General features: G+C 72.7%; 21 protein-coding genes. 13 read left to right on the top strand and 8 right to left on the bottom strand.

The window, feature by feature from the left end:
• The first annotated feature begins 22 nt into the window (after positions 1-22).
• The 3 genes from ACQPWW_RS00690 to ACQPWW_RS00680 all read left to right on the top strand — a co-directional run bounded on the left by ACQPWW_RS00690 (position 23) and on the right by ACQPWW_RS00680 (position 3,144).
• Positions 23-1,159 (top strand): epoxide hydrolase family protein, encoded by a 1,137-nt coding sequence (locus ACQPWW_RS00690; protein ID WP_433128095.1) that lies wholly within the window; start codon positions 23-25, stop codon positions 1,157-1,159.
• A gap of 264 nt (positions 1,160-1,423) precedes the next feature.
• Positions 1,424-1,924, top strand: coding sequence for a cation:proton antiporter regulatory subunit (locus ACQPWW_RS00685; RefSeq protein WP_110562850.1), 501 nt, complete (start codon positions 1,424-1,426; stop codon positions 1,922-1,924).
• A 5-nt stretch (positions 1,925-1,929) separates the two neighbouring features.
• On the top strand, positions 1,930-3,144 hold the full coding sequence (locus ACQPWW_RS00680; protein ID WP_433128093.1) for a cation:proton antiporter: 1,215 nt from the start codon (positions 1,930-1,932) through the stop codon (positions 3,142-3,144).
• On the opposite strand, the gene ACQPWW_RS00675 is transcribed toward ACQPWW_RS00680, so the two are convergent.
• Positions 3,133-3,591, bottom strand: a complete 459-nt coding sequence (locus ACQPWW_RS00675; protein WP_433128091.1) for a GNAT family N-acetyltransferase — start codon at positions 3,589-3,591, stop codon at positions 3,133-3,135. The genes ACQPWW_RS00680 and ACQPWW_RS00675 overlap by 12 nt on opposite strands.
• A gap of 238 nt (positions 3,592-3,829) precedes the next feature.
• Between ACQPWW_RS00675 and ACQPWW_RS00670 the strand changes: the two genes are divergently transcribed.
• Complete coding sequence (locus ACQPWW_RS00670; RefSeq protein WP_357809076.1) at positions 3,830-4,261, top strand: hypothetical protein; 432 nt, start codon at positions 3,830-3,832, stop codon at positions 4,259-4,261.
• A gap of 79 nt (positions 4,262-4,340) precedes the next feature.
• On the opposite strand, the gene ACQPWW_RS00665 is transcribed toward ACQPWW_RS00670, so the two are convergent.
• The 5 genes from ACQPWW_RS00665 to dnaK all read right to left on the bottom strand — a co-directional run bounded on the left by ACQPWW_RS00665 (position 4,341) and on the right by dnaK (position 9,080).
• Complete coding sequence (locus ACQPWW_RS00665; protein WP_433128088.1) at positions 4,341-4,535, bottom strand: hypothetical protein; 195 nt, start codon at positions 4,533-4,535, stop codon at positions 4,341-4,343.
• A gap of 137 nt (positions 4,536-4,672) precedes the next feature.
• Positions 4,673-5,113: a heat shock protein transcriptional repressor HspR gene (locus ACQPWW_RS00660; RefSeq protein ID WP_425770880.1), complete on the bottom strand. Its 441-nt coding sequence runs from the start codon at positions 5,111-5,113 to the stop codon at positions 4,673-4,675.
• A gap of 30 nt (positions 5,114-5,143) precedes the next feature.
• Positions 5,144-6,325 carry a molecular chaperone DnaJ gene (dnaJ, locus tag ACQPWW_RS00655; RefSeq protein ID WP_433128086.1) on the bottom strand — a complete coding sequence of 394 codons (1,182 nt, stop codon included), beginning with the start codon at positions 6,323-6,325 and terminating at the stop codon, positions 5,144-5,146.
• Between the two features lie 85 nt (positions 6,326-6,410).
• Positions 6,411-7,169, bottom strand: a complete 759-nt coding sequence (locus ACQPWW_RS00650; protein WP_433128084.1) for a nucleotide exchange factor GrpE — start codon at positions 7,167-7,169, stop codon at positions 6,411-6,413.
• 48 nt (positions 7,170-7,217) lie between these two features.
• A complete protein-coding gene (gene dnaK, locus ACQPWW_RS00645) occupies positions 7,218-9,080 on the bottom strand; it encodes a molecular chaperone DnaK (protein ID WP_433128082.1) in 1,863 nt (620 codons plus the stop codon).
• A gap of 220 nt (positions 9,081-9,300) precedes the next feature.
• Here dnaK and ACQPWW_RS00640 point away from each other — a divergent pair, with 220 nt between their 5' ends.
• Genes ACQPWW_RS00640 through ACQPWW_RS00630 form a run of 3 tightly spaced genes read left to right on the top strand, consistent with a single transcriptional unit; the run spans position 9,301 to position 14,105 of the window.
• Positions 9,301-11,142 (top strand): ABC transporter, encoded by a 1,842-nt coding sequence (locus tag ACQPWW_RS00640; protein ID WP_433128081.1) that lies wholly within the window; start codon positions 9,301-9,303, stop codon positions 11,140-11,142.
• Positions 11,139-12,824 carry a GTPase gene (locus ACQPWW_RS00635; RefSeq protein WP_433128079.1) on the top strand — a complete coding sequence of 562 codons (1,686 nt, stop codon included), beginning with the start codon at positions 11,139-11,141 and terminating at the stop codon, positions 12,822-12,824. The genes ACQPWW_RS00640 and ACQPWW_RS00635 overlap by 4 nt, the downstream gene beginning before the upstream one ends.
• Positions 12,825-12,881: 57 nt before the next feature.
• Positions 12,882-14,105 (top strand): hypothetical protein, encoded by a 1,224-nt coding sequence (locus tag ACQPWW_RS00630; RefSeq protein WP_355029673.1) that lies wholly within the window; start codon positions 12,882-12,884, stop codon positions 14,103-14,105.
• Positions 14,106-14,183: 78 nt separating this feature from the next.
• Here the strand turns inward: ACQPWW_RS00630 and ACQPWW_RS00625 are convergent, their stop codons facing one another.
• Complete coding sequence (locus tag ACQPWW_RS00625; RefSeq protein ID WP_433128077.1) at positions 14,184-14,864, bottom strand: phosphatase PAP2 family protein; 681 nt, start codon at positions 14,862-14,864, stop codon at positions 14,184-14,186.
• Positions 14,865-14,910: 46 nt separating this feature from the next.
• Positions 14,911-15,750 carry a hypothetical protein gene (locus ACQPWW_RS00620; protein ID WP_433128075.1) on the bottom strand — a complete coding sequence of 280 codons (840 nt, stop codon included), beginning with the start codon at positions 15,748-15,750 and terminating at the stop codon, positions 14,911-14,913.
• A gap of 562 nt (positions 15,751-16,312) precedes the next feature.
• On the opposite strand from ACQPWW_RS00620, the gene pdhA reads away from it, so the two are divergent.
• The 6 genes from pdhA (at position 16,313) to ACQPWW_RS00590 (ending at position 23,875) form a co-directional block, all read left to right on the top strand.
• Complete coding sequence (gene pdhA, locus ACQPWW_RS00615) at positions 16,313-17,488, top strand: pyruvate dehydrogenase (acetyl-transferring) E1 component subunit alpha (RefSeq protein WP_433128073.1); 1,176 nt, start codon at positions 16,313-16,315, stop codon at positions 17,486-17,488.
• Positions 17,488-18,477, top strand: coding sequence for an alpha-ketoacid dehydrogenase subunit beta (locus ACQPWW_RS00610; protein ID WP_433128071.1), 990 nt, complete (start codon positions 17,488-17,490; stop codon positions 18,475-18,477). The genes pdhA and ACQPWW_RS00610 overlap by 1 nt, the downstream gene beginning before the upstream one ends.
• Positions 18,478-18,482: 5 nt before the next feature.
• Positions 18,483-19,946: a dihydrolipoamide acetyltransferase family protein gene (locus tag ACQPWW_RS00605; RefSeq protein ID WP_433134041.1), complete on the top strand. Its 1,464-nt coding sequence runs from the start codon at positions 18,483-18,485 to the stop codon at positions 19,944-19,946.
• 218 nt (positions 19,947-20,164) lie between these two features.
• Positions 20,165-20,302, top strand: a complete 138-nt coding sequence (locus ACQPWW_RS00600; protein WP_167454674.1) for a hypothetical protein — start codon at positions 20,165-20,167, stop codon at positions 20,300-20,302.
• 343 nt (positions 20,303-20,645) lie between these two features.
• Positions 20,646-23,408: an LppU/SCO3897 family protein gene (locus ACQPWW_RS00595; RefSeq protein ID WP_433128068.1), complete on the top strand. Its 2,763-nt coding sequence runs from the start codon at positions 20,646-20,648 to the stop codon at positions 23,406-23,408.
• 80 nt (positions 23,409-23,488) lie between these two features.
• Positions 23,489-23,875, top strand: coding sequence for a hypothetical protein (locus tag ACQPWW_RS00590; RefSeq protein WP_433128066.1), 387 nt, complete (start codon positions 23,489-23,491; stop codon positions 23,873-23,875).
• Positions 23,876-24,300 lie beyond the last annotated feature (425 nt).

Raw genomic sequence — 24,300 nt, 5'->3', positions numbered from 1 at the left:
TTCCGTTCCGAAGGAGTTCGAGATGACCGGCACCGCGATCCGCCCGTTCCACGTCGAGATCCCGCAGACCGACCTCGACGACCTGGCCGCCCGGCTCGGCCGCACGAACTGGCCCGCCGAGCTGCCCGGCACGGGCGACACCTACGGGATGAGCGCCGCTCGGGTGCGGGCTCTCGCCGAACGGTGGCGCGACGGGTTCGACTGGCGGGCCGTCGAGGCCCGGCTGAACACCCACCCACAGTTCGTCACCGAGATCGACGGCGAGCAGATCCACTTCCTGCACGTCCGGTCGTCCCGGCCCGACGCCACCGCCCTGGTGCTCACCCACGGCTGGCCCGGCTCGATAGTGGAATACCTGGACGTGATCGCCCCGCTCACCGAGCCCGACGACCCGGCCGCGCCGGCCTTCCACCTGGTCATCCCGTCGCTGCCCGGCTTCGGATTCTCCGGACCCACCCGCAGCGCCGGCTGGAACCGCTTCCGCACCGCCCGCGCCTGGGCCGAGCTGATGAACCGCCTGGGGTACGACAGCTACGGCGCGGTCGGCAACGACGCCGGCTCGATGATCGCGCCGGAGCTGGGCCGGATCGACCGGGAACACGTCCTCGGCGTGCACGTCACCCAACTCTTCTCGTTCCCCTCCGGCGACCCGGCCGAGTTCGCCGGCCTGTCCGAGGCGGATCAGGCGGCGCTCGCGCACCTCCAGTGGTTCTACGAGAACAAGTTCTCCTTCAACCAGGTGCACAGCCAGCAACCGCAGACCCTGGCGTACGCGCTGGCCGACTCGCCCGTCGGTCTGCTCGCCTGGAACGCCCAACTCTTCGACGAGAGCCTGGACACCGACTTCATCCTGGCCAACGTGGCGCTCTACTGGTTCACCGGCACCGCCGCCTCGGCGATCCGGTTCTACTGGGAGGACGCCCACGCCGGGCAGCCACCGGCCGAGCCGACCACCGCACCTACCGCGTTGGCGATGTTCCCCGGCGACTTCCAGTCCATCCGTCGCTTCGCCGAGCGGGACCACGCGAACATCGTCCGGTGGACGGCCTACCAGACCGATGTCGACGGTCGCGGTGACGTCGGCGGTCACTACGCCGCCCACCAGGCCACCGACGTCCTGGTCGCCGACGTCCGCGAGTTCTTCGCCACCCTCCGCTGACCCGGCCCGCCCCGGTGCCCGCCGGGCCTGGTGCCCGGCCCGCCCGGCGCCCGGCCCGCCCTGGTGCCCGCCCCGCACGTCCGGGGGCGGGCACCACCGCGCCCCGGCGTGGTTGATCCACTCCGGTTCCCGGAAGTTGGGGTGTCCGGGCCACCGGGACACCCCCGCTTTGCGGATGTCGAGTCGATCAAGGTGGTACGGCCGGTCCATGGGTGCGCGCCGTTCATGATCTGCGCTTTGTTAACCAAGCGGTAGCCTTGGCGTGTGCGAGTACGTGTCGAGCAGACCGCCCTACCCGGGATCGGGGTACGTCACGATCTGGTGACGGAGTCCGGACGGCGCCTCGGCGTCGTCTCCCACCGCAACGGCCGGCGGGATCTCGTCCTCTACGACCCTGACGATCCCGACTCGTGCCAGGCGGACATCCCGTTGACCGACGACGAGGCTGAGGCCCTGGCCGACATCCTCGGCGCGTCGCTGATGCTCGGCCAGCTCTCCGGGCTGCGCGAGCAGGCCGCCGGTCTGCTCACCGAGCAGATCGCCATCACGGCCGGCTCGCCGTACGTCAACCGCAAGCTCGGCGACACCAAGGCGCGTACCCGCACCAGCGCCTCCATCGTGGCGGTGCTGCGCGAAGGCGAAGTGATCGTCTCGCCACTCCCCTCCTTCCGCTTCGCGGCCGGCGATGTGGTGGTCGTCGTCGGGACCCGCAGGGGTCTCGACGGCGTGTCCGCCATCCTCGCCGACAGTGACCCGGACGGCTGAGGCGGATGCACGACTCCACCACACTGCTCGTCGAAGTCGGCGCGCTGCTGCTGCTGCTTGGTGTCCTGGGCCGGCTCAGCCGCCGGGTAGGCCTCTCACCGATCCCCCTCTACCTGCTCGCCGGGCTCGCGTTCGGGCACGGCGGGTTGCTTCCGCTCGGCGCCAGCGAGGAGTTCTTCGCCGTTGGCGCCGAGATCGGCGTCATCCTGCTGCTGGTGATGCTCGGCCTGGAATATTCGGCCAACGAGTTGGTGGGCAACCTCCGCTCGGCCGCCCCGGCGGGACTGATCGACGGCGTGTTCAACGCGCTGCCCGGCGCGGCGTTCGCCCTGCTGCTCGGCTGGGACTGGGTTGCCGCCCTGGTGCTCGGCGGCATCACCTGGGTCTCCTCCTCCGGGGTGATCGCCAAGGTTCTCGCCGACCTGGGACGACTCGGTAACCGGGAAACTCCGGTGATCCTCTCGATCCTGGTGATCGAGGACCTGGCGATGGCGCTCTACCTGCCGCTGGTCACCGCCGTACTCGCCGGCACCGGCCTGCTCGGCGGCGGCATCGCACTCGCTGTCGCGGTGGGCACCGTGCTGCTGGTGCTGGTGGTCGCCATCCGGTACGGCCACCTCATCTCGTCCGCCCTGTCGGCGAAGGACCCGGAGGCGCTGCTGCTTGGCGTACTCGGGCTGACCCTGCTGATCGCTGGTATCGCGGCGAAGCTCCAGGTGTCGGCGGCGGTCGGCGCGTTCCTGGTCGGCATCGCGCTCTCCGGCCCGGTGGCGCACCACGCGACCGAGTTGCTCTCCCCGTTGCGGGACCTGTTCGCCGCGGTGTTCTTCGTCTTCTTCGGCCTGGTCACCGACCCACGGGACATCCCACCGGTGTTGCTGCCGGCGCTCGGGCTGGCGGCGGTCACGATGGCGACGAAGACGCTCACCGGCTACCTCGCGGCCCGCCGGGTCGGTATCGCGGAACCCGGTCGATGGCGGGCCGGCCTGGCACTCGTACCCCGCGGTGAGTTCTCCATCGTCATCGCCGGGCTCGCGGTGGCCGCCGGGAGCGTCGAGCCGCGGTTGGCGGCGCTGGCCGCGACGTACGTCCTGATCACCGTGGTGACCGGGCCGATCCTCGCCCGGCTGCCGGACTTCCCGTGGTTCAAGCGGTGGCTGCGTAACCGCGCGGCGGCCCAGCGGCGCGAGTCGACCCCTGTCGTCGACTCACTGCCCTGAGCTCCACCTGAACGCCGCGGCCGCGTGGGTCGCACCCTCGCGGAGGTAGAAGCGGTGCGCCTCGGTTCGGGCGAGGCCCGACTCCAGGAAGACGTAGTCGGCACCCTGTTCGTGCGCCCACGCCCGGGCAGCGGCCAGGAGGCTGGAGCCGACGCCCCGGGAGCGCCACTCGGGGTGCACGGCGAGATCCTCGATCGAAGCCCGACGGCCGAAGCGCACCGAGAGGATGTCCAGGTAGACGCTGGCCACGCCGACCAACTGGTTCTCCCGCGATCGAGCTTCGAAGAGCGCGACATTTTCGTCGGCGAGTATCTGCGCGGTGCGTTCGACGGCGCGGTCGTGGTCCCAATCCGCGGGACGGCGACCGGGAGGGGCGAAAAGCCATTCCAGCCCTGTGACGAACTCGGCCTCGGCGCCTCGCTGGAACCGTCGAACGTGGATTGTCATGGGAGCATCATCGACTGCTTCGACGAGGTCGGATGCCCTGTCGGAGTCGGAAGAAAGCGGCTGCGCCCGATGGCCGGCGGGATGGCACGGGCATGCCGTGAACCCGCCCATGCCAATGGTTGCGGAATTGCTCCTCGCGGGTACTACCGCAGCACCCGACGGCGGGTTACCGTTTCGCCCCAGCAGCCAGGTCCGTAGGCAGCGTTGCCACACGCGGGCGAGAGCGGAAGGTTGGCCGGTGAGCGTGCAGGAGTCGACGTTCCACGGCTTCGCCAACCCCGTCGATCCCAGTCCGGCGGAGTTGCGAGCTTGGGCGTACAAGCCCGATTCGGTGCCGTTGGCTTCGATGCCACCCGACTGGGACCTGCTGGTCTCCGGTGACCGGCTGGTGCTGACCCTCTTCGAGTTGGCGATGGACCCGACCTGCCCGGCCCGGCGTTTCGCCCTGCACTGCCTCTACATCTACGCGGCCGACGGCATCCGGACGAACTTCCGCGCCCATCCCAAGCGCCGCTTCCGCAAGCTCGTCGAACAGGCCGAGCGGGACGGCGACGAGCTGATGAAGATCTGGGCGCACAACGGACGGGTGCTGCTGGCCCGCCCGGATCTCTTCGTCTACCGGGACTGGTGCGAGGGCGGCCTGGTCCGCGAGAACCGCCGCCTCGGCTGAACTGGCCGGGACCCCCGCACTGGTGACGACGAACGGGCCGGGACCCCCCGTGGGTCCCGGCCCGCACGTCGGTCACCGGTCAGTCCTGCTTGCGTTCGCTCTCGGCTCGGCTCTTGTCGCCGCCGTGGTCGCCCTGTTCGGCGGACCCGCCGGCGACGACCCGGTCCCGGTAGGTCCCCTCGGTCACCTTGTCGAACTTCTTGCGGACGGCTTCGGCCAGCTCTTCCAACCGGTCCTCGGTCTGTTGGGCCACCTTCTTCGCCGGCTCCGCCATCGCTCCCCCTCGCCACGCCGATGGGTCCGATATAAGCCGTTTGAACCCGTATCAACAGGCTAACCGAAGCGGCCCGGACCGCGCCGGGGAATCCGGTGCGGTCCGGGCCGAGAAGACAGCGCGGGGTGAGCGGTAGGTCAACGATCGGGATTACGGCGGGGTCGCCAGACCACCAGGGCGGTGGACGTCCGGTTGGTAGGCACCAGGTCCCGTCCCGGAAAGCGGGCGAGTGATTCCAGCTCAGCCACCCGTCGGTACGCGGCGTCCAGCTCCGCCTCCAGTCGGGCCACCCGCTGCTGCGCCTGCTCCAGCAGCCGCTCCAGCCCGATGATCCGCTTGACGCCGGCCAGGTTGATCCCGTCGTCCTGGCTGAGCCGCTGCACCTCGCGCAGCAGCACCACGTCGCGGACGCTGTACCGACGCCCGCCGCCAGCGGCTCGACCGGGCTGCACCAGCCCCAGTCGGTCGTACTGGCGCAGGGTCTGTGGGTGCATCCCCGCCATCCGCGCCGCAACCGAGATCATCAGCACCTTGGCCTCGTAGGCAGGGTCACCCGAACCGAGGAACTCGCCCGACATCCCGCTCACCTCCGCGTCCCTTCCACCGGACTAACTGACCCGACGCACCCGCGCCTCGAGATGTTCCCGGGCCGCTGGCGGGCTCTGCTCGGCGAACGCCTCCAGCGCCGTGCGCGCCTCGTCGGACAACCGGGCCGGCACCACCACGTCCAGGGTGACAAGCAGGTCGCCAGCCTGCCCGTCGCGGCGAACCACACCCTTGCCCCGGGCGCGCAGCACCCGCCCGCTGGGCGTCCCCGGCGGCACCCGCAGGGTCACCGCCGCGTCGAGCGTGGGCACCCGCAGGTCCGTGCCGAGCACGGCCTCCGCGAAGGTGATCGGCACGCTCAGCGTCAGGTCGTCACCGGTACGCCCGAACAACTCGTCCGGCCGAACCTTGACGTGCACGAACAGGTCACCGGCGGGGCCGCCGCGCTCGCCCGGCTCACCGCGCCCGGTCAGCCGGATGCGCTGACCGTCGGCCACGCCGGCCGGGAAGCGCACGTTCATGGTGCGCGTCTTTGTGACACCGCCGCTGCCGTGGCACTCGGGGCACTTTTCCTCGACCACTGTGCCGACGCCCTGGCAGTTGCGGCACGGCTCGGAGAAGCTGAACGACCCCTGGTTGCGGGTCGTCACGCCGGCGCCGTGGCAGACCTGGCAGGTCTGCGGCTGGGTGCCGGGCTTGGCCCCGTTGCCATGGCAGGTCTCGCAGACGCCCGGCGCGCGCAGCGTCAGGGGCAGCGTGACCCCGCGCACCGCGTCGCCGAAGTCCAGTGCCACCTCGGTCTCCACGTCCCGGCCACGGCCCGGACCGCGTGGCGCCGCCTGCCCACCACCCTGCCCGCCCGTGAAGATTGAGCTGAACAGGTCCTGGAAGCCGGTGCCTCCGAAGCGGCGATCGCCGGCCCCGCCGCCGCCGAACATGTCGGAGACGTCGAACGGCATGCCGCCCGGCTGACCCGCGCCGCGGGCGTTGCGCCGGAACGCGCCCGAGCCGAACAGCGAGCGCATCTCGTCGTACTCGCGACGGCGGCCGGAGTCCGACAGCACGTTGTACGCCTCGGACGCGGCCTTGAACCGTTCCTCCGCCTTGGCGTCACCCGGGTTGTGGTCCGGGTGCGACTCCCGGGCCACCTTGCGGTACGCCTTCTTGATGTCGTCCGCGGAGGCGGCCTTGTCCACGCCGAGCACGGCGTAGAAGTCCTTCTCGATCCAGTCCTTGGAACTCACCGGTCCACCCCCTCTCGACCCTCGCGGCCCGGCCGTCCCGCCCACCGCGTGGCGGTGGGCGGGACGGCCCGGTCACTGCTTCGCACTATTCCGGGTCCGCGACCGCGACCAGCGCGGGGCGCAGCAGCCGCTCACCGAGCTGGTAGCCGCGCCGCATGACCTGTACACAGGTCGGCTCGGTGACCTCGGCCGAGGTCTGGTGCGCGACCGCCTCGTGACGGGTCGGGTCGAACGGGTCGCCCTGCTCGCCGAAGGCGTTCAGGCCGAACTTGCCAAGCGCGGTGGTGAGTTGTTCCGCCACCGTGCCGAACGGTCCGACCAGGTCGCCGTGTTCCCGAGCCCGGTCCAGGTCGTCGAGGATCGGCAGCAGCGCGGCCAGCACCGAGCCGGTCGCCTGCTCCTGCACCAGGTTGCGGTCACGGTCGACCCGCTTGCGGTAGTTGGCGTACTCCGCCGACACCCGCTGCACGTCCCGGGTCCGCTCGTCCAACTCGGCCCGGAGCGCCTCCAGCTCGGCGCCGAGCGAGGTGCCCGTGCCGGTGCCGTCCACCGGCTGCGCCGGGGCGTCCACCACCGGCGGACCGGAGGACTCCGGACCGTCGGTGGAGTTGACCTCGACCTCGATCTCGTCGACAACGACCTCGGCGTCCTCGACCAGGCCCTCGGCCGGCACACCGGTCTCCGCGTCGGCGGCGGTGCCCTCCGGCTCCGCCGTGTCGACGAGCTTGCGCTTGTTGCGGATGACGACCCGCTCCCCGTCGCCGGTGGTCGGCTCCGTGGGCGCGGAGCCACCCGGCGTCGACCCGGTGTCGCCCGGGTCGGCGGCTCGTGGCTTCTGCGTCATGCGGCTACCTCATCCCCTTCGCCGTGGACACGTGCCGGAGGCCGACTGTCACTTCTTGCCGTCCTCGTCCACGATTTCCGCGTCGACCACGTCGTCGGCGCCGCCGGACTGCGGGCCGGGCTGTGCGCCGGTCGCACCCGGGCCGGCCTCGCCACCCGGCTGCTGACCCTGCTCGGCCTGCTGCGAGTAGAGCAGCGAACCGGCCTGCTGGGAGACCTGCGCGAGTCGCTCGTGCGCGGACTTGATCTTCTCGATGTCCTGACCGCCGAGGGCGCCGCGCAGCTCGCCGAGCGCCTCGTTGAGCTGCTCCCGGTTTTCCGTGGGCAGCTTGTCGCCGCTCTCGGCGAGGAACTTCTCGGTCTGCCACTGGAGCGCCTCGGCCACGTTGCGGGTCTCGGCGTCGTCGCGACGGCGCTTGTCCTCCTCCGCGTGCTCCTCGGCGTCCCGGCGCATCCGCTCGATGTCGTCCTTCGGCAGCGAGGAGCCGCCGGTGATCGTCATCTTCTGTTCCTTGCCGGTGCCCAGGTCCTTGGCGTGCACGTTGACGATGCCGTTGGCGTCGATGTCGAAGGCGACCTCGATCTGCGGCACACCGCGCGGCGCCGGCGGGAGGCCGGTCAGCTCGAAGGTGCCGAGCTTCTTGTTGTAGGCCGCGATCTCCCGCTCACCCTGGAAGACCTGGATCAGCACCGACGGCTGGTTGTCGTCCGCCGTGGTGAAGACCTCGGAGCGCTTGGTCGGGATGGTGGTGTTGCGCTCGATCAGCTTGGTGAAGATGCCGCCCTTGGTCTCGATGCCCAGGCTCAGCGGGGTCACGTCGAGCAGCAGGACGTCCTTGACCTCACCCTTGAGCACACCGGCCTGGAGGGCGGCGCCGACGGCGACGACCTCGTCCGGGTTGACGCCCTTGTTGGGGTCGCGACCGGTGAGCTGCTTGACCAGGTCGGTCACGGCGGGCATCCGGGTCGAGCCGCCGACAAGGATGACGTGCTCGACGTCGGAGATCTTGATCCCGGCGTCCTTCACGGCCTGCTCGAACGGGCCCTTGCAGCGGTCCAGCAGATCCTGCGTCATCCGCTGGAACTCGGCGCGGCTGAGCGTCACGTCGAGGTGCAGCGGGCCGGCCGCGCCGGCCGTGATGTACGGCAGGTTGATGTTGGTGGTGGTGGCGGCGGACAGCTCGATCTTGGCCTTCTCGGCGGCCTCACGGAGGCGCTGGAGGGCCATCTTGTCCTGACCGAGGTCGATGCCGTGCTCACCACGGAACGTCTTGACCAGGTGGTCGATGATCCGCTGGTCCCAGTCGTCGCCGCCGAGGTGGTTGTCACCGCTCGTCGACTTGACCTCGATGACGCCCTCGGCCAGCTCCAGCAGCGAGACGTCGAAGGTGCCGCCACCGAGGTCGAAGACCAGGACGGTCTGCTCCTTGGAGCCCTTGTCGAGGCCGTACGCCAGGGCGGCGGCGGTCGGCTCGTTGACGATCCGCAGCACGTTGAAGCCGGCGATCTCGCCAGCCTCCTTGGTGGCCTGGCGCTGGCTGTCGTTGAAGTAGGCCGGGACGGTGATCACCGCGTCGGTGATCTGCTCGCCCAGGTACGCCTCAGCGTCCCGCTTGAGCTTCATCAGGGTCCGGGCCGAGATCTCCTGCGGGGTGTACTTCTTGCCGTCGATGTCGACGGACCAGTTCGTGCCGACCTCGCGCTTGACCGAGCGGATCGTCCGGTCCGGGTTGGTCACCGCCTGGCGCTTGGCGACCTCACCGACGAGCACCTCGCCGTTGCGGGCGAACGCGACGATCGACGGGGTCGTCCGCGAGCCCTCAGCGTTCGCGATGACGGTGGGCTCACCGCCCTCGAGAACGCTGACGCAGGAGTTCGTCGTGCCGAGGTCGATACCGACCGCACGTGCCATCTTCGCTTCCTCGCTTCGTAAGGTTGTGCAGGTGACGGGCGTTGCCCGTGACTGCCTGGCGGGCACCGCCCGCAGCGGGCCCCACCACAAGTTGAGTGAACTTGACTCAATAGTGCCACGCGTTGGCGAATCGTCAAGTTGAGTTGAGTCAACCCGACGCAACCCAGCCGTTACTACCGTCCGGTTGTCTTCCCTTGCATCGGTCGGGCACGCTTTAGCGGTGACGACGCACGGCGATTCCGCCACCCGTTCCGGCGCGCCCGCCGTCGCAGCCCGCACCGGTCCGCCGGACGCCGCGGAGGAGCCGCCCGCCACCACCGGGGACGACGGCCTCCCCGGCGCCCTGTCGGGCCTCCGGGAGGCGATCGGCGCGACCCGGTATCCTCTCGCGCTGCCCTCCGCCGGCCCTGCCCGGCACACCGCCGCCGCCCTCACCGACCAGCTCGGCGACTACCTGCTGCCCCGGCTCGCCCGGCTGGACGCCCCACTGCTCGTGGTGGTCGGCGGTTCCACCGGCGCGGGCAAGTCGACGCTGGTCAACAGCCTGGTCAAGGCCCGGGTCAGCGCCGCCGGCGTGCTCCGGCCGACCACCCGCTCCCCGGTGCTTGTCTGCAACCCGTCCGACGCGGCCTGGTTCCGGCAGGGTGACCTGCTGCCCGGCCTGACCCGCACCACCGAGCCGAGCGACGACCCCCGCGCCCTGCACCTCGTCACCGCCCCCGCCCTACCCGCCGGGCTGGCCTTCCTCGACGCGCCCGACATCGACTCGGTGGTCGACGCCAACCGGGCGCTCGCCACCCAACTGCTTGCCGCCGCCGATCTGTGGCTCTTCGTCACCACCGCCGCCCGGTACGCCGACGCGGTGCCCTGGGAGCTGCTGCGCAGCGCGCGGGCGCGCGGCGCGGTGATCGCCATGGTGCTGGACCGGGTGCCCGCCGAGGCCACCGACGAGATCGCCGCGCACCTGGCCGAGATGCTCGCCGAACAGGACCTCGGTCGGGCGCCGCTGTTCGTGTTGCCGGAGACCTGGGTCGACGGGCAGGGGCTGCTGCCCGAGGGCGTGACCGCGGCGCTTGCCGACTGGTTCGCCCGGCTGGCCGCCGACGCGGACGCCCGGGCGGCGGTGGTCCGCCAGACGCTGGACGGGGCGCTGGCCGCGCTCCACCCCGCCGTCGAGGAGCTGGCCGACGCCGCCGACGAGCAGGTCACCGCCGCCGAGGGGCTGGACGACCGGGTCCGGGCCGCGTACCGGAATGCCGAGCGCACCGTCGAGCAGGGGCTTCAGGACGGTCGGCTGCTCCGGGGCGAGGTGCTCGCCCGCTGGCAGGAGTTCGTCGGCACCGGCGAGTTCTTCCGCACGCTGGAAGCCCGGATCGGCCGCCTCCGGGACCGGGTCGTCGCCGCCGTCACCGGTCGACCCGCGCCGTCCGTCGAGCTGCGCAACGCCATCGAGTCACAGCTGGTCACCCTGCTGCGCGGGGTGGCCTCGGAGGCCGCCGAATCGGCGTACACGGCATGGAAGGCGCACCCGGCGGGCAGCGCGCTGCTCGAACCGGCGCTCGCCCACCCGAGCGACGACCTGCCCGAGCGCGCCGAACGGATGGTCCGGGACTGGCAGCGCGGGGTGTTGGAGCTGGTCCGGGTCGAGGGTGGCGACAAGCGGTTCGTGGCCCGCACCGCCGCGTACGCGGTCAACGCCACCGGTCTGGCCGTGATGATCGCCGTCTTCGCCTCCACCGCGTTCATCCCGACCGGGCTGGAGCTGGCCACCGGGGCCGGCACCACTGTCGCCGCGCAGGCCGTGCTCCAGGCGATCTTCGGTGACCAGGCGGTGCGTACCCTGGCCGCGAAGGCCCGCACCGATCTGCTGGCCCGGGTGCGGACGCTGCTCGACGCGGAGGCCGACCGGTTCCTCAGCCGCACCGCCGACGCCCGCCCCGCCGCGGACGCCGGGGACGGGCTGCGCCGGGCCGCCGGCCGGGTCGAGCTGGCCCGACACCGCAGCGGCCTGTCCGCTGGCGGCGACACCCAGCCGGCGCGCGACGAGGAGGGCTCGCGGTGACCAACATCACCGGCCGGGTACGCGAGGCGCTCCGCGGTGACCAGCGGGTCGACGCCGACGCGCTGGTCGCCCGACTGGACGCGGTACGTCGCTTCCTGACCGCGGTGGACGGCCTGCTGCCCGACGCGGAGCTGGTGCCCGCCCACACCCTGGTCGAGCGGGCCGGCACCCGGCTGGCGCTGTCCCGGGACCACACAGTGGTCGCGCTGGCCGGTGCCACCGGCAGCGGCAAGTCCAGCCTCTTCAACGCGTTGGCCCAGCTGGAGCTCTCGCCGGTGGGGGTCCGCCGACCGACCACCGGCGTCACCCACGCCTGCGTGTGGGGGCCGTTGACGGGCGCCAACCAGTTGCTCGACTGGATCGGCGTGCTGCCCCGACACCGCTTCGTCCGGGAGAGCGCCCTGGACGCGGACGACGAGTCGGCGCTGCACGGGCTGGTCCTGCTCGACCTGCCCGACTTCGACTCGGTGCAGCGCTCCCACCGCCTGGAGGTGGACCGGCTCCTCGGCCTGGTCGACCAGGTGGTCTGGGTCGTCGACCCGCAGAAGTACGCCGATCGGGTCATCCACGACAGCTACCTGCGCGAGTTCCACAGGCACCGCGACGTCACAGTGGTCGTGCTCAACCAGGCCGACCGGCTGCCCCCGGCCGAGGTGCCCCGGGTCCTGGACGACCTGCGTCGGCTGCTCGACACGGACGGGCTGACCGGGGTGCCGCTGCTGTCCACCACCGCCATCGACCCGGCCGGCATGGTGGGGTTGCGCGGCGCGCTGGAGCGGACCGTCGCCGAGCGGCAGGCCGCGCTGCGCCGGCTCGCGGGCGACGTCGACACGGTTGTCGCCGGCATGGACGAGCTGGTCGGCTCGGCCCACCCCGCCGGCGGACCGGACAACTCGGCTGTCGACGGGCTGAACCGGGCGTTGGCCGGGGCGGCCGGCGTGCCCGCGGTCACCAACGCGGTGGAGCAGGCGTACCGGCATCGGGCCGGCGCGGCCACCGGCTGGCCCGTGGTCCGGGGTTGGCGGCGGCTGCGGCCCGACCCGCTGCGTCGGCTGCACCTGCCCGGCCCGACCGGCGACCGGGACGGCCCGGCGGAGAGCCTTGTCGCGGCCACCTCGGTCCCGGAACCATCGGCCGCCCAGCGCTCGGCGCTGGGCCTCGCCATCCGCGCGGTGGCCGACCGGGCCGCCGCCGACCTGCCCGGCGCCTGGCCCGGCGCGGTGACCTCGGCGGCCCGGTCCCGCCTCGGCGACCTGCCGGACGCGCTGGACCGCACGATCGCCGGCACCGACCTCGGCCTGGGCCGTCGGCCGCTGTGGTGGCGGCTCGTCGGCGGTGTGCAGTGGCTGGTCACCCTCGCCGCCGTGGTCGGGCTCGGCTGGCTGGTGCTCGGGTACGCGCTGCGGGCCCTGGGCCTGCCCGCGCTGGACAACCCGATGGTCGGTCAGGTGCCGCTACCCACCCTGCTGCTGCTCGGCGGCCTGCTGGCCGGGCTGCTGGTGGCGGCGCTGACCCGGCCGGTGGTGCGCTGGGCGGCGCGGAGTGCCCGCGCCCGTGCCGAGCAGCGGCTGACGGCGAAGGTCGCCCTGGTCGGTGCGGAGTACGTGCTGACACCGGTGCGGACGGTGCTCGATTCGTACGCGCAGGCGCGCGACGCGCTGCGGGACGCTGCCCGCCGCTGACGCCCCGCGCGGCTCGCTACCACTCTCCATCGCCCTTGGGCGGCGTAGGGTCGGAGCATGGCCACGCCTGAGACCCCCTACGACGCGGTGCTGCACGCCGCACGCGACGTGACCAAGCTGGAGTCCGCCCTCGACGCCGAGATGCTCGGCAGCGCGCTGCTGGGCAGTGTCTACGCCATCGCGGAGACCGACCGCGACACCGCCGTACGGGAGTTCGTCACCGGGTTCCTCGCCGCCACCGCCCGCCGCCGGATCGCGGCGGCGACCACCATCCGGCAGGTCTTCGCCGCGCTCGTCCCGAACGCCGAGGGCACCGAGCGGGTCCGTCCGGGCAGCCAGGCGCCCGCCTGGTCCGGGCAGCTCGGCCGGGTGCACCTCACCGGCACCTGGGCGTACGGCGACGTGTACGGCGACCAGACCTCCTACCTCGCCACCTTCGCCTACGACGACGCGTCGGGTGGCGCCGAGCACGCGTTGGTGGCCCTGGTGGACCACAACATCGGGATCACCAAGGACATCTTCGTCGGCGGGCCGGCGGAACGGATCCTGGACCAGGTTCGGCAGATGTGCGCCGACGACGAGTTGACCTGGTTCCGTACCGAGAATCCGGCCCGGCTGCGTGGCGAGGTGGCCCGCCACCTCGCGGTGACCGACGACCTGAGCGAGTTGCCGGGCGAGGGTTCCCTCGCGACCGACCGGGCGTTGGTCGGCGCCCGGCTGGCGATGCTGCCCACCGCGGCCGACCCGACCGGTCCGGCGGCGGTCGAGCCGCTCTCCGCGGCCGAGCGCACCGACCTGGTCCGGCGGTTCCTCGCCGCGCCGGAGGCCGCCCGCTTCGGGCTGGACGCCGTCGACGGCGCGGAGTTGGCGTCACTGCACTTCTGCCTGAGCCTGGTGCTCGACCATTCGGCGAGCTTCCCGGACGGCGACCCGATGCGCTGGAGCCCGGCGGTGTCCGGGCTGTTCCTGCTCGACTGGGTGCACCGCCGGGCGGTGCTGGACATGGACGACGCGGCGATGCTGCCCCGGGTGCTGCGCGCCTGGGCGCGGTACGCGTCCCGGCAGCGCGGGCTGCCGGAGGCGGCGGCGACGCGTACCGACGAGGCGATCGAGGAGATGGTGCCGGAGTTCGCCCGCCTCTACTCGACCGGTGAGCGGCGCAGCCCGGCGACCGCCGCGGTGGCGCAGCTGATGGCCGACGGGGTGGACCCGGACGACCCGGCCGCCCTGGACGCCTGGATCGAGGCGAACCGGCACCGCCTCGCCGACGACGGCGCCTGACGGTTTCCGGGGCGGGCGGCACACCGCCCGTCCCGGGTCCGCGCCCCGCGGCGGGCCTCGGTCGCGAGCAGGTTCCGGTCAGCGCAGCGCGCCGAAGACCACCGCGGCGATCAGCGCACCGAGCACACCACCGGCGAGCACCTGCGCCACCGTGTGGTCCCTGAGCCGCACCCTGGACCAGCCGACCAGCACCAGCAGCGGCGCGGCGACGACCAGCCGCGTCCCGAAGGTCAGCATCAGGATGACAAGTGCGCCGGCGGCCACCGCCGAGTGGATCGAGATCTTCCACCAGTGGCTCACCGACACGCTGACCACGAGACCGACCAGCCCGGCCACGGCCAGCGCCAGCACCGGGCGGGGCGCGCCGAGCACGACGAGCAGGACGAGTCCCACCGTCACCGAGGCGAGGCCGACAAGCAGCGGCGCACGGCGCTGCTCCCGGCGGCCGACGTGGTGGTCGGTGAGGCGGCCACGGCGCACCCCGCCGACGACGTAGGCGAACGGAATGCCGATGACGAAGAGCGTGGCGAGCAGACCCCAGACCAGGCCCTGACCCGGACGGCGTGCGCTGTGCCAGCTCACTGTGACGATCAGCAGTGACACGAGCACGGCCGGCGCGCTCACCTCGGTGACCAGTCGGGCGACCCGCAGCCCCGGGCCGGGCCGGGTGGCGACCGGGCGGAGTCTCGCACCGCCGCCCACGCCACCCCCTCCGGTACGTGCCACCGCCGGGCACACCGCCGGCACCGGATGGGTCACGCCTGAAGGTCACCGTACCGTCGCGGACACCCGCGCGGTGCGTCGGTCAGGCCACCGGGGAGCGACTGACCGGGGGCGTCGGCGAAGCGTCAGTGGGCGACGGGACCGTTGGGCCGGGCCGGCTTGTCGGTGTGGCGGGGGCGGCCGGTGGCCCGGGTGTGGTGACCGGCGCCGACGGTGCCCTGGTCGGCACGGCGGTCGCGCTTGGCAATTCCGTGGGCGACGGCGACGGGGTGGGGCTCGGGTCCATCGTGGGCGTCGGGTCCGTCGTGGGCGTCGGATCGATCGTCGGGGTCGGGGTCGGGTCGGGATCCGTCGGATCGGATTCGGTGGGGTCGGGATCGGGGTCGGTCGGGTCGGGGTCCGGGGGGTCGGTCGGCGTACCGGTGGTCGGCGGTGGCGGACCGGGCGGCGGGATGGCGGGCCAGGTGCCGCGGGTGGGCTTCGGTGCCAGCGGCGGGTAGGCCGCCGGCCGGCCGGGCCGCGGGCCGGTCACCGTTTCCGATCCGGGCCTTTCCGAGGTACGCCGGGGAGCGGCGGGCAGCCAGCCGCTGGTCGGGCCGACGCTGGGTGTGCCGGGTGGCGAAGGCGCCGGCTGGCTGGTCACCGGCATCGGGATCACCACCGGGCCGACCGACGGGGTCGGGATGAACGGGGTGCTGCTGTCGGGCAGCGCGGTGCTGCCCGGGGTGGCCGAGCCCGCGCTGATCGCGGCGAGGATGGGCATCGACGCGGTGCCGGCCAGCAGTGCGACGGTGAGCAGATAGCCCCGGGAGGCGCCGCCCACGCCGGGGGCGCGGTGGACACCGACCACCCGGCGGTAGCCACCGGCCGACCGGTGCCGGCCGAGTGCTTGTGTGCCGGGACCGTCACCTGGCTCGTGCACCGCACACCCCTTGTCGTCGGCTGTCGGAGGACAGGAATGGACGCCCGCGCGAACGACTGGCCGCCACCGCCGTCGGGCCGGCCGCGCCAGCCACAAAGCCGGCATATAACCCGATAGACGCGATCCTGCGGGAATCAGCCTGACCCAGTCACCCTCCGTCAGCCAACCTCCACCGCGTGTCGACACGCCGGGCTGACCGAACCGTGACGAATCACCGCCGGAACGCCTCGGAACCGCAGGCCGGTAGGAGGGCGACAAACGGCGGCAAAGGGTGGGCTGTCGGAATCCGGGGCGGGCGTACTGTGGGCGCGCTCACCTGCTCTGCGAATATGGAGCACGACGGCAACGCAGCCGTGACCTCCGCGCACCCTCGCGGCAGGCGCGGCCCGGGGCCGGCGCTCCCGATCCGGGTTCGGCCAGAACCCGGCTCACGCCGTGCGGCAACCCCCACCGGGGCTAGGCGCGGCCGCCAGGAACCGGTCCGGCAAGAGCCGGACAGGCGCACGAGTTGCGTGGCCGGGTGACCCCCCGGTGCCGACGCAGACACGACAGGGAGAGACCGATGGCAAAGGGCGACCCCGGGGGCACCACCCGCGGCAGGCGGGCGGCACCCCGCTCCAAGAAGGGCACGGCCGGCGATCCCGAGCTGGTGCAGCTACTCACCCCCGACGGCGAGCGGATCGACAGCGTCACCGGTCCGGACGGCATCGAATACCGCGTCGACTTCACCGACGAGGAATACCGCGGCCTCTACCGCGACCTGGTGATGGTCCGCAAGCTGGACGCCGAGGCGACCGCTCTCCAGCGCCAGGGCGAGCTGGGCCTGTGGGCCAGCCTGCTCGGCCAGGAGGCCGCGCAGGTCGGGTCCGGACGGGCGCTGCGGACGCAGGACATGGCCTTCCCGACCTACCGGGAGCACGGCGTCCTCTACTGCCGGGGCATCGACCCGATCATGCCGCTCGGCCTGTTCCGCGGTGTCGACCAGGGCGGCTGGGACCCGAACGAGTTCAAGTTCAACATGTACACGATCGTCATCGGCGCGCAGACCCTGCACGCGACCGGCTACGCCATGGGCATCACCATGGACGGCAAGACCGGCACCGACGACGGCGAGGCGGCCATCGCCTACTTCGGCGACGGGGCCACCAGCCAGGGCGACGTGAACGAGGCGTTCGTCTGGGCGAGCGTGTTCAACGCCCCCCTTGTCTTCTTCTGCCAGAACAACCAGTACGCGATCTCCGAGCCGCTCGAGCGGCAGACCCGCGTCCCGCTCTACCAGCGGGCCGCCGGCTTCGGCTTCCCCGGCGTACGGGTGGACGGCAACGACGTGCTGGCGTCGTACGCGGTCACCCGCACGGCGCTGGACAACGCCCGCCACGGGCAGGGCCCGAGCCTGATCGAGGCGTACACCTACCGGATGGGCGCGCACACCACCTCCGACGACCCGACCCGCTACCGGATCGCCAGCGAGGTCGAGGCGTGGCAGGCCAAGGACCCGATCACCCGGGTCAAGGCCTTCCTGGAGAAGCAGCAGATCGCCGACGCGGCCTTCTTCGCGGAGGTCGACGAGCAGGCCCGCCGCGAGTCGGTGCACCTGCGCGAGCGGGTGCTCGACATGCCGAACCCCGAGCCGGTGACGATGTTCGACAACGTCTACCCGAACGGCTCTCCGCTGCTCGACAAGCAACGTGCGCAGTTCAGCCGCTACATGGAGTCGTTCGAGGGGAGCGCCCACTGATGGCCACGGAGACGCTCACCATCGGCAAGGCCCTCAACACCGGCCTGCGCCGCGCCCTGGAGAACGACCCCAAGGTCATCATCATGGGCGAGGACGTCGGCAAGCTCGGCGGCGTCTTCCGGATCACCGACGGGCTCCAGAAGGACTTCGGCGACCAGCGGGTGATCGACACCCCGCTTGCCGAGTCCGGCATCATCGGCACCGCTGTCGGTCTCGCCATCCGCGGCTACCGGCCGATCTGCGAGATCCAGTTCGACGGCTTCGTCTACCCCGCGTACGACCAGATCGTGTCGCAGGTGGCGAAGATGCACTACCGCTCCGGCGGTCGGCTCAGCATCCCGATGGTGATCCGGATCCCGTACGGCGGTGGCATCGGCGCTGTCGAGCACCACTCCGAGTCGCCCGAGGCGTACTTTGCGCACACGGCCGGCCTGAAGGTGGTGACCTGCGCCAACCCGCAGGACGCCTACGTGATGATCCAGCAGGCCGTCGCCTCGGACGACCCGATCGTCTTCCTGGAGCCCAAGCGGCGCTACTGGGAGAAGGGGCAGGTCGACCTGGACGCGCCGTTGTCCGAGGCATACCCGCTGCACTCGGCTCGCGTGGTGCGGCCCGGCACCGACGTGACAGTGCTTGCCTACGGACCGATGGTGCGCACGTGCCTGGAGGCGGCGACCGCCGCCGCCGAGGACGGCCGGGAGCTGGAGGTCATCGACCTGCGCTCGCTCTCCCCGCTGGACCTGGCGGCGGCCTACGAGTCGGTGAAGCGCACCGGCCGTGCGGTGGTGGTGCACGAGGCGCCGTCGAACATCGGCCTCGGCGCCGAGTTGGCCGCCCGGATCACCGAGGAGTGCTTCTACTCCCTGGAGTCGCCGGTGCTGCGGGTGACCGGCTTCGACACCCCCTACCCGGCCGCCCGGGTGGAGGAGGAGTACCTGCCCGACCTCGACCGGGTGCTCGACGCCGTCGACCGCACCTTCGGCTGGTGAGCGACATGTCCCGGATCAAGACGTTCAACCTGCCCGACCTGGGCGAGGGGCTGACCGAGGGCGAGATCCTGGCCTGGCTGGTCAAGGTCGGTGACACGATCGAGCTGAACCAGCCGATCGTCGAGGTGGAGACGGCCAAGGCGGCGGTGGAGATCCCGGCCAAGTGGGCCGGGCAGGTGCAGGCGATCCACCACCCGGAGGGCACCACTGTCGAGGTCGGTACGCCGATCATCGCGATCGACACCGACCCCGGCGCGGGCCCGCTGGACACCACAGCGTCGACCACTGCGACGCCCACCGGCGACCTGCCCACCCCGTCGGCGGCTTCGCTGGCGGCGGTGGAGCTGGCCCCGGCCGAGGGCATGATCGAGCCGGGCCTGATCGGCGGTGTCGCCCCGGGCGGGCGGACGGCGGTGCTTGTGGGCTACGGCCCGCGTACCACCGCCGCGAAGCGCCGGCCCCGCAAGGGCGCCGTCCCGGCGCAGGCCGAGGTGCCGGCCGCACCGGCACCTGTCGCACCGCAGCCGGTCACGCCGGAGCCGGTCCGTAACGGGCACGGCGGTCCGGTGCCGGGCGGGCTCGTGTTGGCCAAGCCGCCGGTCCGCAAGCTCGCCAAGGACCTCGGCGTCGACCTGAGCACGCTGACCGGGTCCGGGCCGCTGGGCTCGATCACCCGGGAGGACGTACAGCAGGCGGCGAGCGGTTCCGTGGCGGCGGCCGAGCCGGTCGCTGTCACCTCGACCGCGACGAGCGCCGCGAGCTTCGGCGCCGACCGGGAGCAGCGCATCCCGGTCAAGGGGGTCCGCAAGCTCACGGCCGAGAACATGTCCCGCTCGGCGTTCACCGCTCCGCACGTGACGGAGTTCCTGACCGTCGACGTGACCCGGGCGATGAAGGCGGTGGACCGCCTCCGGGGTCGGCGGGAGTGGCGCGACGTGCGGGTCTCGCCGCTGCTGCTGGTGGCGAAGGCGGTGCTGCTGGCGGTGCGGCGGCACCCGATGGTCAACTCGACGTGGGCCGGCGACGAGATCGTGGTCAAGGAGTACGTCAACCTCGGCATCGCGGCGGCCACCGAGCGCGGTCTGATCGTGCCGAACGTCAAGGACGCCGGCCGGCTCTCGTTGCGGGAGTTGGCGGACGCGCTGACCGACCTGGTGCAGACGGCGAAGTCCGGGCGTACCTCGCCCGCGGCCATGTCCGGCGGCACCCTGACCATCACCAACGTCGGCGTGTTCGGAGTGGACACCGGCACCCCGATCCTGCCGCCGGGTGAGTCCGCGATCCTGGCCTTCGGCGCGGTGCGGGAGATGCCCTGGGTGCACAAGGGCAAGGTCAAGGTGCGTCAGGTCACCACGCTGGGGCTGAGCTTCGACCACCGGATCATCGATGGTGAGCTGGGTTCGAAGTTCCTCCGCGACGTCGGCGACTTCCTCGCGGATCCGGAGGCGGCGCTGCTCGCCTGGACCTGACCGTTCGAGTCGCCAGCCACGGCCGGTGTGCCACGGGTTAACGCCCGGCACACCGGCCGTGTCGTTTGGATGACGGAAGCGTCGGTCAGAAGGCCTCTTGACCTTTGATTGTTAGGCAGGTGTCTCAGCTCACCTAATAATCGATGGAAGTTAGAGGGGTTCTGCTGTTGAATAGAGGCATCAGGGGCTGACAACCGAATAGCTAGGGGGACCCACCAATGAGCATGATCGAGCGAATCCGCAACCACCGCGACGCCACCCGCCGCGCCCGTGCCATCGAGCACGCGCTGCGCTCGGCGAACTCGCCGGCAGTTCGCGAGGAACTCCTCGTCATCGCCCAGCGTCACATGAGCTGACGCTCCACAACTTTCCTCACCTCCTCCAGATCGATGGCCCACCCGGCCCACCGGGTGGGCCATCGGCGTTCCGGCCACCCCGCCACCGGGATTCCGCCCTGCCGCAGCGCCCGGTACGGTGGGCTTCGGTCGCCGCCCGCCGACCCGGCAGAGGCCGAGCACACCGAAGCTGCTCGACACCGACCGGCCACGGGGAGTGACGACCGGTGCTCCTTGGACGTGCTGTGCCGCCACCCGATACCGTGCGGGGAGCCGGCACAGCGGTACGCCGGTGACGCCGGCAGCCATGCCGAGGAGACCGATCGGCACCGGCGAGCCGACATGTGATGGAGGAGGCGCACCCATGACGTCCGAGGGCCCGCACCGCACCGGCCATGAGCCGGACGAGGTGTCACCGGGCGCCGGCGGACCGGCGCCGTACGGCGACCGCCCGGCGCAGCCGGACAACGGCCACAACGCCGCCGGCCCCGACCTGGGCTGGGCACCCCCGCCACCGGCACGGCCCGACGCGTCGACGCCGGCCTGGGCGACCCAGTCCGAGCAACCACCGGCCCCCGCCTGGGGCGCCGCCGCTGCCCCGCAGCCCAACGACCCGCCGCAGCCCGCCTGGGGCGCCGCCCCCGCGGCGCAGCCCCACGACCCGCCGCAGCCGGCGTGGGCGGCCGGCGGTGGCGTGAGCGAGCCGCCGCAGCAGCAGCCCGGCACCTGGCCCGGCAGCGACGGCGCACCGGCGCAGCCGGCCTGGGCCGCACCGCAACAGCAGGGCTGGACGCCGGCTGAGCAGAGCACGCCCGCACCCACCTGGACTCCGAACGCCGCCGAGCAGCCCGACTGGGCGCAGGCCCAGCCGCCCGCGCGGGGCGCCGCGCAGGTGCCTCCGGCCACCACCGCCTGGCCCGCCCAGGAAGATCCGGCCAGTGCCGGCGGCTGGGGTGGCGCGGCGCAGAGCAACCCGCCCGCCGCTGAGTGGCGCGGCGCCGAGGCGCAGCAGGCCGAGCCGCAGCAGGCCGCCAACTGGTCCGGCGGCGCCCAGCAGGAGGAGACGCCCGGCAACGGTGGCTGGCCCGCCACCACGGCGGGACGCGACGACCAGCCCGTGTGGACGCCGGCGGAGCAGTCGCCGCCGACGTGGGGTCAGCCCGCCGAACCGGCCGAGCAGCCCGCCCCCGGGTGGGGTCAGGCCGCCCAGCCCAACGCGGCCCGTGGCGCGGCCCAGGTGCCGGCGCCGGCGACGAACTGGCCCGGCCAGGACGACCCGGCCCGCTCCGGTGGATGGGCCGCTCAGCAGCAGCAGGCGCAGCCCGCAGGGTGGGGTGACGGCGACGCACGGCAGGACCAGCCCGCGCAGCCGGCCGCCTGGGGCGATGCCGAGAGCCGTCCGCAGCAGCCCGACTGGGTGCTCTCGCCGCAGGACCAGCCCGCCGAGCGACCGGAGCCGGTCGGGTGGACGCCCGCGGAGCAGAGCGGCCTGCCCTCCCGTGTCAGCGCGCCCGGCAAGGACGGCCCGTCCGAGGTCGAGCCGTGGGCACCCGGCGAGGTGTGGGGTCGCGCCGAAGCGGAAGCCTCCGCGCAGGCCCGCGGCGGCTGGGAGGCGGACCGGGGCGACGAGGCGCCGGCCTACCAACCCGGGCCCGCGCCGGGCATCTCACCGGCGAACGCGGTGCCGCTGCCCCCTCAGGAGCAGCGCGTGCCGGGCGCCAGCCTGGCGGCTGCCCCGCCGACCGACTACGCACCCCAGGCCCAGTTCGCGCCGATCCCGGAGCAGCCCGCGTACGCCGAGCGGGAGATCCCGGACGCCGCGCAGCACGAGGCGGACCAGGCCGGTTGGGGCCGCGCCGAGGACGCCCACGCGAGTGGCGCGGTGGTACCCGCGCCGCGTACCTCTCCGGAGTCCGGAGCGGGCCGCGCCGTGGTGCCGGCGTCGGACGCCGAGTCGGCGGCCAGCGCGGCGGCCCGGGCCACGGCAAGCGCTTCGGTGCCGCTGGCCAGCCGGGTGATGCCCCCGACCGACCAGGCCATCCGTCCGACCGGCACGGCCACACCACAACCCCGGGTGTACGGTCGGCCGGCTCGATCCGAGCCGGAGAACGAACCGGAGCCGGAGGCGTTCCAGGCCGACCCGGGCGCCGAGCGCCAGGGTGCACCCGACTGGCAGCACGACTCCCCGCGCCAGGTCACGCCGGAGTGGCAGAACGACCCGCCCCGGCAGGCCGCACCCGAGTGGCAGAACGACCCGCCCCGGCAGGCCGCAGCCGAGTGGCAGAACGACCCGCAGCGGCAGATCGGCCCCGGCTGGGGCGGCGAGCCCGCCGCCGAGCCGCGCTTCGAGGACCGGCAGCCCGCACCGAACGCGTTCGGTGAGGCCCCGTCGGCGCCGCCGGCGTTCCCGCCCGGCGTGCCGTCCTTCGTCGACGCGCCCGGCAACAACCGGCCGGTGAACGGCACGCGGCCGCACAGCGGTGCCGAGCGGCCGGCCGACCAGTTCGGCGGCCCCGGGTCGCCTGCCGCCGGCACCGCGACGGTCGGCGGCACGTCGACCTTCGGCGCGCCGAACTTCGGCGGACCGGGCTCAGGTGGGCCAGGCTTCGGCGGACCGGGCTCGGGCGGGCCAGGCTTCGGCGGACCGGCGATCGAGTCCGGACCGGGCAACAACTTCCCGCCGGCCTTCCCGCCACCGCAGCAGCCCGCGCCGTCCTGGGGCCAGGAGCCCGGGCAGGCGGATCAGGGCCGATTCGAGGCGTTCAAGCCGGACGCCGCCGAGGAGCCCAAGGCCGAGCTACCGACGCCGAAGGTCCGCAACGGCCGGGTGCTGGCCGCGGTACTGATCGCCGCGGTGCTCATCCTGGCGGTGCCGCTCGGCCTGCTGCTGCTCCTCGGAAAGGTCGGCAAGGACGACGCGCCGGCCTTCGACCCGGCGGTCGGCACCTGCGTGAAGCAGTCCGGTGAGGGTGGCGCCTCGGCGGCAGACTGCGGCGAGGCGGACGCCTTCACCATCGTCTCCAAGGTGGACGCGAAGGAGAAGTGCACCGACACGACGCAGCCCCACGTGGTGCTGCCGGGTAGCGGCACCAACCGGGTGCTCTGCCTCAAGCCGGCCACCAAGTAACTCCATCGACGGCGGGGCCACGGGCAACCGTGGCCCCGCCGTCGTCGTACCGGAATCCCCGCCTCGGGCAGAATGCGTTTGTGGAGCGCGAACTGGCGGCGGCGCTAGAGCCGATCTTGTCCGATCTTGGGGAGCCCGCCGGGGTGCAACCCGATCTTCGCGATGAGTCGTGGCGAGACGATCCACAGACCGCTAGCGCTTTTCTCTACGGCGCCGACGGTTCCGGCCAGGGGATCTCGATCAATCTTGGTCAACCGGCCGCCACCCAGATCGTCGCGCTCGCCGACCAGGTTCAGGAGTGGGCGGTGGAAGCCCTGTGGTCACTGGGCCGCGCCACCAACTGGCCGCCCTGCCCGCACCATCCATCGAGCCATCCCCTGGCTGCGATGGTAGTGACCGGCCGAGCAGTCTGGGCTTGTCCCACTCTCAGCACCGAGATCAACGAAATTGGGAGACTAGCCAGCTAGACCCTGGTTCAGGCTGTGAACGCAGCCGGCGGCCGGCGGTAACCGTCGGTCACCTCCGTGGGGGGCGGATGCGGTGAGGACTGGTATACCTCACAGTCATATTCATACCTCTGAGGTATACCGCTCAACAGCAGATCGACGTGGCGGGCCAGCCAGATGCATCAGAGTCAACGCCCGGCGGCCCGCCTTCCGCGGCCGTCACGAACTGACTCGCGAGGTAGGTCGCCACTGCCCAGGGATCGCCGGCCGCGAGCGAGGCCCGCGCCTCGGGACACGGGTAGGGCTGCTCACAGAGCGCGCAGTCCCACGTCGGGCGAGGTGGCCGGTGCGCGCTCACCTGGCCGCTCGGCCCGGCTCGGAAGCGGCGCCGGACGAAGTGGGGGTCTGTCGTCCGGGTCACGGCGGCCGGGTCCGAGGCGTGGCAG

It is taken from the genome of Micromonospora sp. CA-240977 (assembly GCF_050942285.1).
Taxonomy (GTDB): Bacteria; Actinomycetota; Actinomycetes; order Mycobacteriales; family Micromonosporaceae; genus Micromonospora.
The sequence above is the reverse complement of the archived record's forward strand: the minus strand, read 5'-3'. Positions and strand labels throughout refer to the sequence as shown.